General features: G+C 73.6%; 14 protein-coding genes and 1 pseudogene. 10 read left to right on the plus strand and 5 right to left on the minus strand.

Features of this window, described 5'->3' with window-relative positions:
• Positions 1-355: 355 nt before the first annotated feature.
• Complete coding sequence (locus tag Q0858_RS21385) at positions 356-1729, minus strand: NAD-dependent malic enzyme (RefSeq protein ID WP_299058414.1); 1374 nt, start codon at positions 1727-1729, stop codon at positions 356-358.
• Positions 1730-1782: 53 nt separating this feature from the next.
• Here Q0858_RS21385 and Q0858_RS21390 point away from each other — a divergent pair.
• From Q0858_RS21390 to Q0858_RS21415, 6 genes and pseudogenes are all read left to right on the plus strand, one after another.
• A pseudogene (locus tag Q0858_RS21390) lies at positions 1783-2094 on the plus strand (GNAT family N-acetyltransferase); the annotation flags it as partial.
• A 48-nt stretch (positions 2095-2142) separates the two neighbouring features.
• Positions 2143-2622 carry an SRPBCC family protein gene (locus tag Q0858_RS21395; protein WP_299058416.1) on the plus strand — a complete coding sequence of 160 codons (480 nt, stop codon included), beginning with the start codon at positions 2143-2145 and terminating at the stop codon, positions 2620-2622.
• A 30-nt stretch (positions 2623-2652) separates the two neighbouring features.
• On the plus strand, positions 2653-3699 hold the full coding sequence (locus tag Q0858_RS21400; RefSeq protein WP_299058418.1) for an NAD(P)-dependent alcohol dehydrogenase: 1047 nt from the start codon (positions 2653-2655) through the stop codon (positions 3697-3699).
• Positions 3700-3821: 122 nt separating this feature from the next.
• Positions 3822-4487: a DUF4396 domain-containing protein gene (locus Q0858_RS21405; RefSeq protein ID WP_299058436.1), complete on the plus strand. Its 666-nt coding sequence runs from the start codon at positions 3822-3824 to the stop codon at positions 4485-4487.
• A 51-nt stretch (positions 4488-4538) separates the two neighbouring features.
• On the plus strand, positions 4539-4844 hold the full coding sequence (locus Q0858_RS21410; protein WP_299058420.1) for a metalloregulator ArsR/SmtB family transcription factor: 306 nt from the start codon (positions 4539-4541) through the stop codon (positions 4842-4844).
• Complete coding sequence (locus tag Q0858_RS21415; protein WP_299058422.1) at positions 4837-5163, plus strand: hypothetical protein; 327 nt, start codon at positions 4837-4839, stop codon at positions 5161-5163. Before Q0858_RS21410 ends, Q0858_RS21415 begins: the two co-directional genes overlap by 8 nt.
• A 33-nt stretch (positions 5164-5196) precedes the next feature.
• Here the strand turns inward: Q0858_RS21415 and Q0858_RS21420 are convergent, their stop codons facing one another.
• Together Q0858_RS21420 and Q0858_RS21425 are read right to left on the minus strand one after the other, a co-directional pair.
• Positions 5197-5661 (minus strand): hypothetical protein, encoded by a 465-nt coding sequence (locus Q0858_RS21420; RefSeq protein ID WP_299058424.1) that lies wholly within the window; start codon positions 5659-5661, stop codon positions 5197-5199.
• Positions 5658-6296, minus strand: a complete 639-nt coding sequence (locus tag Q0858_RS21425; RefSeq protein ID WP_299058426.1) for a nitroreductase family protein — start codon at positions 6294-6296, stop codon at positions 5658-5660. The genes Q0858_RS21420 and Q0858_RS21425 overlap by 4 nt, the downstream gene beginning before the upstream one ends.
• Before the next feature lie 62 nt (positions 6297-6358).
• Between Q0858_RS21425 and Q0858_RS21430 the strand changes: the two genes are divergently transcribed.
• Positions 6359-6964: a TetR family transcriptional regulator gene (locus Q0858_RS21430; RefSeq protein ID WP_299058428.1), complete on the plus strand. Its 606-nt coding sequence runs from the start codon at positions 6359-6361 to the stop codon at positions 6962-6964.
• A 37-nt stretch (positions 6965-7001) separates the two neighbouring features.
• Entirely contained in the window at positions 7002-9383 is a 2382-nt protein-coding gene (locus Q0858_RS21435; protein WP_299058429.1) for an MMPL family transporter, read from the plus strand.
• A 45-nt stretch (positions 9384-9428) separates the two neighbouring features.
• On the opposite strand, the gene Q0858_RS21440 is transcribed toward Q0858_RS21435, so the two are convergent.
• Both Q0858_RS21440 and Q0858_RS21445 read right to left on the minus strand, forming a co-directional pair.
• Positions 9429-10358, minus strand: a complete 930-nt coding sequence (locus Q0858_RS21440) for an NADP-dependent oxidoreductase (protein ID WP_299058430.1) — start codon at positions 10356-10358, stop codon at positions 9429-9431.
• Positions 10359-10383: 25 nt separating this feature from the next.
• A complete protein-coding gene (locus Q0858_RS21445) occupies positions 10384-10857 on the minus strand; it encodes a hypothetical protein (RefSeq protein WP_299058431.1) in 474 nt (157 codons plus the stop codon).
• A 62-nt stretch (positions 10858-10919) separates the two neighbouring features.
• Between Q0858_RS21445 and Q0858_RS21450 the strand changes: the two genes are divergently transcribed.
• Positions 10920-12188, plus strand: a complete 1269-nt coding sequence (locus Q0858_RS21450; RefSeq protein WP_299058432.1) for an AI-2E family transporter — start codon at positions 10920-10922, stop codon at positions 12186-12188.
• Positions 12185-13090 carry a P1 family peptidase gene (locus tag Q0858_RS21455; RefSeq protein ID WP_299058434.1) on the plus strand — a complete coding sequence of 302 codons (906 nt, stop codon included), beginning with the start codon at positions 12185-12187 and terminating at the stop codon, positions 13088-13090. Before Q0858_RS21450 ends, Q0858_RS21455 begins: the two co-directional genes overlap by 4 nt.
• Positions 13091-13320 lie beyond the last annotated feature (230 nt).

A 13320-nucleotide genomic window follows, 5' to 3' on the forward strand; every position in this document is an offset into this window, starting at 1 on the left:
GCCCGAGCGCACCGCCCACGACCCCCGAGTCGGCCCGAGCGCACCGCCCACGACCCCCGAGTCGGCCCGAGCGCACCCCCCACGACCCCCGAGTCGGCCCGAGCGCACCCCCCACGACCCCCGAGTCGGCCCGAAGGCACCGATGCCGTGCGGCGCGGCGAACGCGTCAGTCCGTGGTCGGGGCCGACTCGACGCCCTCACAGCGCACGTCCGGGCCGACTCGCCGCCCTCACGGCGCACGTCCGGGCCGACTCGACGTCCCCACGGCGCACGTCCGGGCCGACTCGGCGCCCCCACGGCGCACGTCCGGGCCGACTCGGCGCCCCCACAGCGCACGTACGGGCCGACTCGCGGGTCAGTCCCCCGCGATCGCGCGGGCGACGGCCTTCGGCACGGCGGTGTCGAAGACCGACGGGATGATGAACGAGGCGTTGAGCTCCTCGTCGGTCACCACGTGCGCGATGCCCTCGGCGGCCGCGAGCATCATCTCGAGCGTCACGTCGGACGCCCGCGCGTCGAGCAGCCCGCGGAAGACGCCGGGAAAGGCCAGCACGTTGTTGATCTGGTTCGGGTAGTCCGAGCGGCCCGAGGCCACGACGGCCGCACGACGCCCGGCCTCGCCGGGGTCGACCTCTGGGTCGGGGTTCGCCAGCGCGAAGACGACGGCGCGGTCCGCCATGTCGTCGATCCACTCCGGCTCGAGGATCCGGGGGGCACTGACGCCGATGAACACGTCGGCGCCCGTCAGCACCTCGTGCAGCGAGCCCCTCACGCCGCGGGGGTTGGTCTGCTCGGCCAGCGTGCGGTGGGACTCCGAGAGGTTCTCGTCGCCGGCGCAGATCGCGCCCTCGCGGTCGACCACGACCACGTCGTGGGCGCCCGCGGCGAGCAGCAGCGTGACGATGGCGGTGCCGGCCGCGCCGCCGCCGGACACGACGATCCGGACGGCCGACAGGTCCTTCTCGACCACGCGCAGCGCGTTGGTCAGCGCCGCGAGGACGACGATCGCCGTCCCGTGCTGGTCGTCGTGGAAGACGGGGATGTCGAGGCTCTCGCGCAGGCGCCGCTCGATCTCGAAGCAGCGCGGCGCGGCGATGTCCTCCAGGTTGATGCCGCCGAAGCCGGGGGCGATCATCTCGACGGCCTTGACGATCTCGTCGGTGTCCTGGCTGGCCAGGCAGATCGGCCAGGCGTCGATGTTCGCGAACCGCTTGAACAGCGCGGCCTTGCCCTCCATCACCGGCATGGCCGCGCCCGGGCCGATGTTGCCGAGCCCGAGCACCGCGGAGCCGTCGGTGACCACGGCGACGGAGTTGCCCTTGATCGTCAGCCGCCGGACGTCCTCGGGGTTCTTCGCCAGCGCCATCGACACGCGACCGACGCCGGGCGTGTACGCCATGGACAGGTCGTCACGGGTGCGCAGCGGGACCTTCGAGTTGACCTCGATCTTGCCGCCGATGTGCAGCAGGAAGGTCCGGTCGGAGACCTTGTGCACCGTCACGCCGGGGAGCGCCTTGACGATCTCGACGAGTTCCTCGGAGTGCTCGGCGTTGCCGGCGGAGCAGGTGACGTCGACGACGAGGCGGTCGTGGCGCGACTCGGTGACGTCGATCGCGGTGACGATCCCGCCCGCCTGGGCGATGCAGGTGGCGACCTCGCCGACCACCGCGTGGTCGGGGTCGGCGTGCAGACGCATGGTGATCGAGTACGACGACGTGGTGGCGGCCATGGTCGAACAATCGTCGCCTCCGAGGGTTACCGGCAAGTCACCACTACCGTCGGGGCATGCCGGTAGTCGTCCAGGACCTCCCCGACCGTGACCGCTACGTCGTCCTGGCCGACGGCGAGCAGGCCGGTCTGCTCGCCTACAGCCGCACCGAGGGGCAGATCGACCTGCTCCACACCGAGGTCGACGACGCGTACGCCGGCCGCGGGCTGGCCAAGGCCCTCGTCGTCCACGCCCTCGACGCGGCGCGGCGCGACGGGATCGCCGTGATCCCCTCGTGCCCGTACGTGGCCGAGCTCCTCCGCCGCGACCCCTCCTACGTCGACCTGGTCCCGGAGGGCAGGCGCGACGAGTTCGGTCTCCGGTAGCCGGCGACGCGGCAGGACACCGTCTCGCCGGTCGGGCAGGGTGTGCCCATGCCCCAGGTACGCGCCGAGGTCTGGATCCCCGCGCCGCCCGCGACCTGCTTCGCGGTGTCCCAGACCACCGGCGAGGTCCGCCGTCGGTGGGACCCCTTCATCCGCGACCAGCGGCACCTCGACGGGGCGACGAGCGCGGCGGCCGGCGTCCGCACGCTGACCCGCGCGCGGGTCGGGCCGCGGATGGTGAGCCGCTACGTGTCCTACCGCCCGCCGACGTCGGTGGGGATGACGATGGAGTCCGGGCCCTGGTTCTTCGGCTCCTTCGGCGGGGGTTGGCGGTTCGAGGCGCAGACCCGCGACGGGGTCGGGGGCACCCTCGCCCGCTGGAAGTACACCTTCACCACCCGCCCGTCCTGGCTCTCGCCGGTGGCCGACCGGATCGGCACCTGGCTGCTCGGTCGCGAGATCCGGGCGCGGATCCGCGCCTTCGCCCGCGCCTGTGAGGAACCCGACATCGTCGCGGCTGCGGAATGAGGTGGGGACCTTCCCCGTTGAGCACGACATATGATGAACTCAGTAGCCGCCCTGTCCGTCCCCCAGGCCTCGGCCTCCTTCGAGCGCACCAGCATCGATCGCCGCGAGCTGCGGCCGGACGACGTCCGCATCGACATCAGCTTCGCCGGCATCTGCCACTCCGACATCCACCAGGTCCGCGGTGAGTGGGGCGGCGAGACCTTCCCCATGGTCCCGGGCCACGAGATCGTCGGCACCGTCGCCGAGGTCGGCTCCGAGGTCACGGCCCACGCCGTCGGCGACACGGTCGGCGTCGGCTGCTTCGTCGACTCCTGCATGGAGTGCGCCGCCTGCAAGGACGGCGAGGAGCAGTACTGCACGAAGGGCGTCGTGCAGACCTACAACGACGAGGGGTACGACGGCGAGCGCACCCACGGCGGGTACAGCCAGCAGGTCGTCGTGCGCGACCACTTCGTCGTCCGCATCCCCGAGGGCATGGACCTCGCCGCGACCACGCCGCTCCTCTGCGCCGGCATCACGACCTTCCACCCGCTGAAGGAGCACGGCGCCGGCCCCGGCAAGCGTGTCGGCGTGATCGGCCTCGGTGGCCTCGGGCACGTCGCCGTCAAGATCGCCGCCGCCATGGGCGCCGAGGTCAGCGTGCTCTCGCGCACCGACGCCAAGGCCGACGACGGCAAGGCGTTCGGCGCGACGCACTACTACGCCACCGAGGACGAGCAGGTCTTCACCGACCTCGCCGGCCAGTTCGACATCCTGGTCAACACCGTCGGCTCGGGCATCCCGCTCGACTCGTTCATGGGCCTGCTCGACCGCGGCGGCGTCATGGCCAACCTGGGTGCCCCCAGCGACAACCTCGAGATCAGCGCGTTCTCGCTGCTCCCGAACCGCCGCTCCATCGCCGGGTCAATGGTCGGCGGCCTGCCCGAGACGCAGGAGATGCTCGACTTCTGCGCCGAGCACGGCATCACCGCCACCGTCGAGGTCATCAGCGCCGACCAGGTCGACGACTACTACGACCGGGTCGTCTCCGGTGACGTGCGCTACCGCGCCGTCATCGACGTCGCCTCGCTCGGCTGATCCCCGGACCCGCCCCGGCGGGTCCCCGCACCACCCGACCCGGGTCGCCGCTCGCGGCGGCCCGGGTCGCTGCGTACCGAACCCGTCACGCCCCCACACCCGAGGAGACCCGTCCCGTGGACATGTCGATGTCGAGCCGCGTCCCCGACTGGCTGACCCCGCTCGCCTGGTGCTGGATCGCGGTGTCCCTGCTGTCCGCGGCCCTGATCGCGGTCCGGGTGCTCCGCGGTCGCGGGACGGGGTCCCCCGCCGCTGACCTCGTGTGGGTCAGCACGGCGCTCTACCTCGGGCCGTTCGCGGTGGCGCTCCACCACCGCCACGGCGCGCGGGCGCCCGGAGCCGCCGACGTCAACGACCCGTCCCCGACGCTCGTCGCCGGGCTGCCCGGGGGCGCCGCGTCGGCGCTCGCGCACCTCGTCGGCGTACCGCTCGTCGTCGCCTCCGGGTTGACGATCGCGGGCATCGACCTGTGGCCCATGATCCTCGTCATCGGCGTGGTCGCCGTCCTGCTCCTGACGGCGTACGCCCGCGTCGCGGGGCGCGAGCACGGGGCGGTCCCGTCCCTCGGCAGGGCGCTCGGACTCGCCGCCGCGACCGTGCTGGCCTTCGACGTCGGCATGGGCGGCTGGATGCTCCTGCTCCACTACTCGTCCTTCATGCCCGCCGCGACCACCGGCGCCTTCTGGTTCCTGATGCAGCTCGGGATCGTCCTGGGCCTGGCCACCGCCGTCCCGCTCGTCCGTCGGCTGGCCGGACGGCCCGTGTCGCCCGAGCCCCGCCCCGCCTGAGCCCCGCTCCGGCGGCTTGACATGCAGACATGCGCATATAAAGATCTGCGCATGGAACCGGTCCTGTCGACGTACGACGGGGTGAGCGAGCTGTTCTCGGCGCTCGCCAACCCCGTGCGGGCGGCGGTGGTGCACCGGCTCTCCGATCGGCCGCGCACGGTCTCCGAGCTCACCGACGAGCTCGGGGTGTCCCAGCCGCTGATGTCGCAGCACCTGCGGGTGCTGCGCACCGCCCACGTGGTCACGGCCACGCGGACGGGCCGCACCACCACCTACGCGCTGTCGGACGACCACGTGGCCCACGTGTTCCTCGACGCGTTCACCCACACGAAGGAGCACGAGGACACCGATGGCTGAGACCGCCCCCCACTCCGAGGCCGAGAAGCACGCCCACACCCACGGCCCCGGCTGCGGCCACCTCGCCGTGGTGCACGAGGACCACGTCGACTACGAGCACGACGGCCACCTGCACCACGAGCACGACGGCCACTACGACGAGTGCACGAAGTGCCAGTGCGGCGACTGCAGCGACTCCTGCGCGACCTGCTCGTGCGCGAGCTGCACCTGCCCGACCTGCAACCACGCGACCTGCGAGTGCGCCAACTGCGGCGGGGACCAGTGCGCCAACTGCGTCTGCGCCGACTGCTCCTGCAGCACCTGCCGCCACGCGGCCTGAGCTGCGCCGCGTCGTCTCGCGGACGACCCGCCGCTAGCGCGGCATCGGGCCGTCGGCGTCCTCCCCGTCCTCGGGGTCGACGCCGGCGGCCCGTCGTCGTGAACGGCGCACGGTGACCAGCACCCAGGCCGCGATCAGCACGTTGCCCAGCGCCGTCATCCACAGCCCCGTGCGGGAACCCACCTCGCCGGGCACCCGGAACGCGTTCGGCTCCCCCGGCACGGCCGTGACCTCGAGGGTCCCGTCGCGCTCCGCCGCCTCGTACGTCGCCTCGTCGACCCGGCGCGGCCAGCCGGCCTCGGGCTGCTCGGCGGCGTACTCGCCGGTGAAGCCGAGCCACACCACGTAGGCGTCGCCCTGCGACTGCGTGGTGACGACCTCCGCGACGACCTCACGCCCCTCGGTCGCGACCTGCCGGTCGGCCAGGAACGACGACACCAGGGGCAGGTTGACCAGCGCCAGCAGCGCGACGAGGACCAGGATCTTCCCTCGGGTCACGCGGCGCCACCCTCCCCCCGCGGAGCGGGCCAGGGGACGTCCCAGCCGCCGTCGCGCAGGGCGTCGCCCGTCGTACGCCGCTCGCGGGGCCGGCCCTCGCGCTCGACCAGGTCGTCCTCGGTCGGCGGCAGGTGGCGACCCACGGCGATCCCCGACAGCACCCGGAAGTGGGCGGGCACGCCGAGCACCTCCGCGGCCGCGTCGAGGTCCATGCCCGAGAACTGGTGCGCGTGCAGGTCCAGCGCCCGCGCCTGCAGGGTCACGTGGGCGGCGGCCTGGCCGGTGTCGTAGCAGGCGTAGTCCGCGGGCACCTCCCGCGCCGCCTTCGAGCCGGGCTCGGCGTCGGGGTCGGGGCCGATGCGGACGGCGGTCACGAGCACCGCGGAGGCCCGGCGCACCCAGGCGTTGCCGCGGGCCAGCGTCCCGCACCACGCCGCGTGGTTCCGTCCGTCACGGCGCAGGACGACGAGCACCCAGGGCTGGCTGTTGCCGCGGCTGGGCGCCCAGCGCGCCGCCTGGACCAGGACGTCGAGGTCGGCGTCGTCGATCACGTGGTCCGGGTCGAAGGAGCTCGGGCTCCACCGCGAGCGCAGGGGCTCGGTGAGGACCTCGGCGTCGGGGGTGGGCGCGTGCACGGCTCCAGTATCCGTGCCCGCGGATGTGCACTCCCTTGGGTTGCAGTGCAAGAATGCACTTCGTGCAGAAGAGTGCAACCTGCGTCACGGACCGACGCGAGGCGCGGCGGCTCGCGACCAACCGTCGCATCACCGTCCAGGCGCAGCAGCTGGTCGAGCGGCACGGCTTCGACGGCTTCACGATGGACGACCTCGCCGCCGCCGCCGACGTCTCCCGTCGCACCCTGTTCAACCACGTCGGGTCCAAGCTCGACGCCGTCCTGGGTGAGTTCCCCGTGATCCCCGACCCCCTCGTCGAGCAGTTCCGCGCCGGTGGACCCCACGGCGACCTGTTCTCCGACCTCGGCGCGCTGGCGGAGGAGGTCGTCGCCGACCACGACGCCACCCGCGAGGAGATCGCCCTCGGGCGGCGCATGCTCGCCGACCCCCGCCTGCTCGCCGCCAGCAACGAGCGGTTCGCGGCGTACGCCGAACCGTTCCTCGACCACATCGCCGCCCGCGAGGGCGCGGCGTACGACGAGACGCGCGCCCGCGTGGCCGTCTCGGTGCTGGTCTCGCTGGCCGAGATGGCCCTGGACGACTACGTCGCCGACACCGAGGGCCGGCCCCTCGTCGACCACCTCACCCGCCTGCTCGCGGCCGCCCGGTCGCTCGTCTCCCGCACCTGATCCGCCCTTCCCCGGCACGCCCCAGACAAGGACACCCATGGCCTCCCTGCTCCAGCGCCTCGGCGCGACCGCCCACCGCCGCTGGCCCGCGTTCATCGCGCTGTGGCTCGTCGCGCTGATCGGCGTCGGCGCCTTCGCCGGCTTCGCCTCGAAGCCGCTGGTCGACTCCTTCACCATCCCGGGCATCGAGTCCGAGGAGGCCGCGGACCTGCAGTCCGAGCTCTTCGGCGGCGGGGAGGACGCGCTCGAGCAGGCCACCGTCAACGTCGTCGTGCAGGCCCCCGAGGGGACCACGCTGGCCGACCCCGACGTCAACGCCGAGGTGACCTCCCTGGTCGCCGACCTCCAGGGGCTCCCCCAGCTCTCCGAGGCGGACGCCGACCCGCGCTCGTCGGCCATCGTCGACCCGGTCCTCGCCGCCCAGGGGCTCGAGCAGCAGCTGCGGGAGGGCTACGAGCAGGACCCGGCCACCGCGGAGCTGCCCGCCGAGCAGGTCGACGCGCTCGTCGAGCAGAACGCCGCCGCCGTCTCCCCGCTCTCGACCGACGGCCGGACCGGCATCATCAGCTTCGTCCTCGACGTCCCGACCCCCACCGAGGTCGAGTCGTCGACCCGCGACGCCATCACCGACGTCCTGGACGACGCCCGTGGGAGCGGGCTGACGGCCGAGGCCAACGGCCAGGGCATGCAGGCCCTCACCGACTTCGGCGTCACCTCCGAGGTCGTCGGCATCGGCGTCGCCCTGCTGGTCCTCGTCCTGACCTTCGGCTCGCTGGTCGCCGCCGGTCTGCCCATCCTCACCGCGCTCGTCGGGGTCGGCCTCGGCCTGCTGGGCGTCCTCGGCACGACGTACTTCACCGAGCTCGGCACCACGACACCGATCCTGGCCTCGATGATCGGCCTCGCCGTCGGCATCGACTACGCCCTGTTCATCCTCGCCCGCTACCGCTCCGAGCTGGACGCCAACGGCGGCGACGCCCGCCGCGCGATCGGGCGGGCCACCGGGACGGCCGGCTCCGCCGTGGTCTTCGCCGGCCTCACCGTCGTCATCGCGCTCGCCGCGCTCACCGTGGTCGGCATCCCGTTCCTGTCCGCCATGGGTCTCGCGGCCGCCGCGACCGTGACCATCGCCGTGCTCGTCGCCCTGACCCTGCTGCCCGCGATCCTGGGCATGGTCGGCTCGAAGGCCTTCGGCGGCCGCGTGCGCCGGTACACCCCGGCGCGGGACGCCGACGGCGTCGTCGTCAACAACGGCGTCCGGTGGGCGCGCCTCGTCGGGAAGGCGCCGCTGGTCGCGATCGTGCTCGTCGTCGTCGCCCTCGGCGCGCTCGCGCTGCCGGGCCGCGACCTCCAGCTCGCGTTCCCGTCGGACTCCACCGCCGCGACCGACACCACGCAGCGCCAGGCCTCCGACCTCGTCGAGGACGCCTTCGGCCCCGGCCGGGAGAGCCCGCTGCTCGTCGTCGTCGACGCGCGGGAGTCCGACGACCCGCAGGCGGCGTACGGCCGCGTCGTGGAGTGGGCCGGCGGCCAGGACGACGTCGCGAACGCCCAGGTCGTGCAGGTCACCGAGGAGGGGACCGGCGCCCTCGTGCTGCTGACCCCGCAGTCCGGGCCTACCGCACTGACCACCGTCGACCTCCTCGCCGACCTCCGCGCCGAGCAGGGCGACGTCGAGTCCGAGACCGGCGCCACGCTCGGCGTCACCGGCCTGACCGCGATCCAGGTCGACACCTCCGAGCAGCTCGACGAGGCGCTGCCGATCTACCTCGCGATCGTCGTGGGGCTCGCGTTCCTGCTGCTGATGGTCGTCTTCCGGTCGGTCCTCGTGCCCCTGACGGCGACGCTCGGGTTCCTGCTGTCGGTGCTCGCGACCCTCGGCGCGACCGTGGCGGTGTTCCAGGACGGCGCCCTCGGGCTCGTCGACGGCGCCCCGATCATCAGCTTCCTGCCGGTGCTCGTGATCGGGATCGTGTTCGGCCTGGCGATGGACTACCAGGTGTTCCTGGTGACCCGGATCCGCGAGGCCCACGTCCACGGCGCCGACGCCCGGGAGGCCGTGCTCGACGGGTTCCGGAACTCCGCCCGCGTGGTGGCCGCGGCCGCCGTCATCATGATCTCCGTCTTCGCGGCCTTCGTGCTGCAGGAGGACCCGATCATCAAGTCGATGGGCTTCGCGCTCGCCGTCGCCGTCGCGTTCGACGCCTTCGTGGTCCGGATGACGCTCATCCCGGCCCTGATGTTCCTGATGAAGGAGAAGGCCTGGTGGCTGCCGCGCTGGCTCGACCGCGTCCTGCCGACGGTGGACGTCGAGGGCGACGGGCTCACCGACGGCCCCTCGGCCGGGGGCGACGACGCCGGGCACAAGCACCGCGCCGCGCCCACCGACCGCCACCCCGAGCCGGCGCACCGGGCCTGAGGCCCGGACCCCGTCCGGAGCTTCAGGTGCGACCACCGGTGAGCGCTACGGGACGATGACCAGCTTGCCGCGGACGTGCCCCTCGCGGGAGGCGGCGAAGGCCTCGGCGACCCGGTCGAGCCCGTAGGTGCCGGCGACCTCGACGGTCAGCAGCCCGGCGGCGGCGAGCTCGCCCAGGCGGGCGGTCTCGCGACCGTCGGGGCGCACCCAGATGCGCGAACCGCCGTGCTCGGTGACGTCGGGGTCGACGATCGAGGCGTGGCGGCCACCGGGGGCCAGCACCGACAGGGTGGCCTCGAGCTGCCCGCCGGCGAAGTCCGCGACCGCGTGCACGCCCTCCGGTGCGAGCGCGCGGACGGCGGCGACGAGGCCCTCGCCGTACTCCACCGGCTCGGCGCCGAGGGTGCGGAGGTGGTCGTGGTTGGCCGCCGAGGCGGTGCCGATCACCCGGGCCCCGCGGGCGACGGCGATCTGCACGGCCAGGAGGCCGACCCCACCGGCGGCGGCGTGCACGAGGACGGTGTCCCCGGCGGCGACGGCCAGGCGGTCCAGCGTGCGCAGCGCGGTGCCCCCGGCCAGCGGGAGGCCACCCGCCTGCTCCCAGGACAGGGCCGCCGGCTTGCGGGCGATCGCGGACACCGGGACGGCGACCCGCTCGGCGAACGTGCCCGACTGGACGACGTCCTTGCGCGCGTAGGCCATCACCTCGTCGCCGACCGCGAAGTCGGGGGTGTCGAGGCCGACGGCGATGACCACGCCGGCGACGTCCCAGCCCGGGATCACGGGGAAGACCGCCGGGATCAGCGGGTCGAGCCCGCCGGTCATGACCTTCCAGTCGACGGGGTTCACCCCGGCGGCGCGCACCTCGACGAGGACGGTCGCGGGCGCGACGCGGGGCTCGTCGACCTCGCGGACCTCCAGCGCGCCGGGCGCCTCGGGGGTGTCGGTGAAGGCGTCGTACACGGCTGCGCGCATGGCGGGTCCTCTCGTCGGGGGGCGGTCAGGGCTTGGGCAGGCCCAGGTGGTCGTACAGGTTGTCGGCGAACTTGTCGCCCATGCGGACGACGACCTGCGACATCACGGCGGACACGGCCGGCGACGACAGCCGCGGGAGGGGGAGGTCGACGCAGAGCTGGAGGTCGATCACCAGGTGGGTGCCGCCCTCGACCTCGGTCAGCTCGTAGTGGCCCTCGGCGCCCGCCCGCTCGCCGGACCCGTGGGGCGGCTCGTGGGTGAAGGTGATGCTCTCCATCTCGGTGAAGTGCATCCGCTCGGTGAACTGCGGCGCGATGGAGGTGGAGAGCACGGGGATGCGGACCAGGCGCCAGGTCCACAGGTCGCCGTCCGGGGTGACCGACTTCAGCAGGGGTGTCAGCTTCGCGAGCAGGTCCGGGTCGGTGAGGACCTTCCAGATCTCCTCGCGACCGGTCGGGACGACGGCCTCGGACCGGTTGTGCGCCGTGAAGGTCGTCATGCGTCCATGGTGCCAGCGCCGTCAGGGCGGGCCGACACTGCCGGACGCTCTAGGGTCGGGCCATGACCCCCGACGCCGGTGCGCGCACCCCGGACCGTGCCACGGTCCTCGACCGTGGCGCCGGCATGGCCCAGCGGTGGGGCATCCGGCTGCTCGTGCTCGCCGCGGTGCTCTACGTCCTCGGCTGGGCCATCGGCCACACCTGGGTCATCTGGTTCCCGGTCCTGCTGGCCACGCTGCTGGCGACGGTGCTCGCCCCGCCGGTGACGTGGATGCGGCGCAAGAAGCTGCCCGACACCCTCGCCGCGGTGCTGGTGATGGTGCTCGGGATCGGTCTCATCGCGCTGCTGTTCACGTTCATGGTCCCGCAGATCATCGACGAGGCTCCCGGCATCGCGGACAGCGCCACCGGGGGTCTGTCGACGATCCAGCAGTGGCTGACCGAGGGCCCGCTGAACATGTCCGAGGAGCAGATCAACGGCTACCTCGCGGCCATCGCCGACCAGATCCAGTCGTCGGCCGATGTCATCAGCTCCGGCGTGTTCGCCGGCATCAGCTCGGCGACCAACGCGGTCGTGAACCTCGCGATCATCCTCGTGCTGACCTTCCTGTTCATCAAGGACGGCCACCGCTTCCTGCCGTGGGTCGACCGGGTCGCCGGCCGCCGCGCCGGCCGCCACCTCACGGAGGTCCTCGGCCGGGTGTGGCGCACCATCGGCGGCTTCATCCGCACCCAGGCCCTGGTGTCGCTCATCGACGCGATCCTGATCGGCACCGGCCTGGTCGTCATCGGGGTGCCCCTGGCGATCCCGCTGGCGCTGCTGACGTTCTTCGGCGGCTTCATCCCCATCGTCGGCGCGATCGTCGCCGGCGCCCTGGCCGTGCTGGTCACGCTGGTGACCAACGGTCCCGGGGACGCCCTGTGGGTGCTGATCATCATCCTCGCGGTGCAGCAGCTCGAGGGGAACGTCCTGTCGCCCTGGCTGCAGGGCAAGATCATGCGGCTGCACGCCTCGATCATCCTGCTCTCCGTCACCGCCGGCGGCACGCTGTTCGGCATCACCGGCGCCTTCCTGGCGGTGCCCGTGATCGCGGCCGTCGCCGAGGTGATGCGCTACCTCGACGACGAGACCACCGCGGCGACCGCGCCCGGGGCCGAGCCCGGCCGGGCCCCCGACTCCGGCGACGCGGCGGCCCGCAAGGAGCGCGAGGAGAAGAAGGTCGGTGTCTCCGACGCGGCCGTCGACAGCGACGCCGCCGACCCGGCCGCCGCGGACACCCCCGCACGCCCCGACCGCGACGCACCCGGCGGGAAGGCCGCCCGGTCGTGACCGGGCCCCTCGGCCTCGACGGGGTCGCGGTCGGACACTGGAGCGACCCCGTCGCGGCCACGGGGTGCACCGTCGTGCTGCTGCCGGGCACGGCGGTCGCCTCCTGCGAGATCCGCGGCGGCGCGCCCGCGTCGCGGGAGACCGACGTCCTCGACCCGTCCCGCACGGTCTCCCGCGTGGACGCCGTCCTGCTGACCGGCGGGTCGGCGTACGGGCTCGCCGCGGCAGACGGCGTCATGCGCTGGTGCGAGGAACAGGGTCGGGGCCACCCCACCCCCGCCGGGGTGGTGCCGATCGTGCCCGCGCTGGGCCTGTTCGACCTCGCCGTCGGTGACGCCTCGGTCCGACCCGGGCCCGAGCAGGGGTACGCCGCCTGCGCGACCGCCGCCGACGACGCCCCGGTGACCGGACGCGTCGGCGCCGGCACGGGCGCGATGCGCTCGCAGATGCGCGGCCCGGATAGGGCGCCCGGCGGGCTCGGCCACCACCGGCTCGTCCGCGAGGTGGGCGGTCGCACCGTCACCGTCGCCGCGCTCGTGGCGGTCAACGCGTTCGGGGACGTCGACCACGGCGAGCCCACCCGGACCGAGCACGCCCTCGACCACCTCCTCGTCGCCACCGCGGCGATGGCGCAGGCGGAGCGCGGCCAGACCACGATCGGCGTCGTCCTCACCGACGCACCCCTCGACAAGGCCGGCTGCCACGTCCTCGCGCAGGGCGCGCACGACGGCCTCGCGCGCGCCCTCACCCCGCCCCACACCCGCGTCGACGGTGACGGCTTCGTCGCGGTCTCCACGACCGGGCGCTCCGGCGACGCGGACGTGCCCGTCGACGTGCTCCGGCTGATGGCGCTCGAGTGCGTCACCCGGGCCGTGCGGTCCGTGGACGACCCCACGACCTGACCTCCGGCGAGCCGGCGCACCGCTGGTCGAGCAGCACGCGAGCGCAGGGACCACCTTGGAGGTCGAGATGCGACGAGCCCCGGCGAGGAGCCACGAGACCCCGCAAAGGTCTCGACAAGCCCGACCACCGACGGTACGAACCGACGTCCACCTCACCGGGTCTCGAGGCTCGGGCCTGGCGGCCCTCACACCTCGACCACCGACCGGCACCGGAGGTCGAGGTGCGACGA

It is taken from the genome of uncultured Nocardioides sp. (genome assembly GCF_947489365.1).
GTDB lineage: Bacteria > Actinomycetota > Actinomycetes > Propionibacteriales > Nocardioidaceae > Nocardioides.

Excerpts from the sequence above, each read along its gene's own strand:
- Q0858_RS21385 (WP_299058414.1), bottom strand. The coding sequence starts at position 1,729 with ATGGCCGCCACCACGTCGTCGTACTCGATCACCATGCGTCTGCACGCC.
- Q0858_RS21395 (WP_299058416.1), top strand. The coding sequence starts at position 2,143 with ATGCCCCAGGTACGCGCCGAGGTCTGGATCCCCGCGCCGCCCGCGACC.
- Q0858_RS21400 (WP_299058418.1), top strand. The coding sequence starts at position 2,653 with ATGATGAACTCAGTAGCCGCCCTGTCCGTCCCCCAGGCCTCGGCCTCC.
- Q0858_RS21405 (WP_299058436.1), top strand. The coding sequence starts at position 3,822 with ATGTCGATGTCGAGCCGCGTCCCCGACTGGCTGACCCCGCTCGCCTGG.
- Q0858_RS21410 (WP_299058420.1), top strand. The coding sequence starts at position 4,539 with ATGGAACCGGTCCTGTCGACGTACGACGGGGTGAGCGAGCTGTTCTCG.
- Q0858_RS21415 (WP_299058422.1), top strand. The coding sequence starts at position 4,837 with ATGGCTGAGACCGCCCCCCACTCCGAGGCCGAGAAGCACGCCCACACC.
- Q0858_RS21435 (WP_299058429.1), top strand. The coding sequence starts at position 7,002 with ATGGCCTCCCTGCTCCAGCGCCTCGGCGCGACCGCCCACCGCCGCTGG.
- Q0858_RS21440 (WP_299058430.1), bottom strand. The coding sequence starts at position 10,358 with ATGCGCGCAGCCGTGTACGACGCCTTCACCGACACCCCCGAGGCGCCC.
- Q0858_RS21445 (WP_299058431.1), bottom strand. The coding sequence starts at position 10,857 with ATGACGACCTTCACGGCGCACAACCGGTCCGAGGCCGTCGTCCCGACC.
- Q0858_RS21450 (WP_299058432.1), top strand. The coding sequence starts at position 10,920 with ATGACCCCCGACGCCGGTGCGCGCACCCCGGACCGTGCCACGGTCCTC.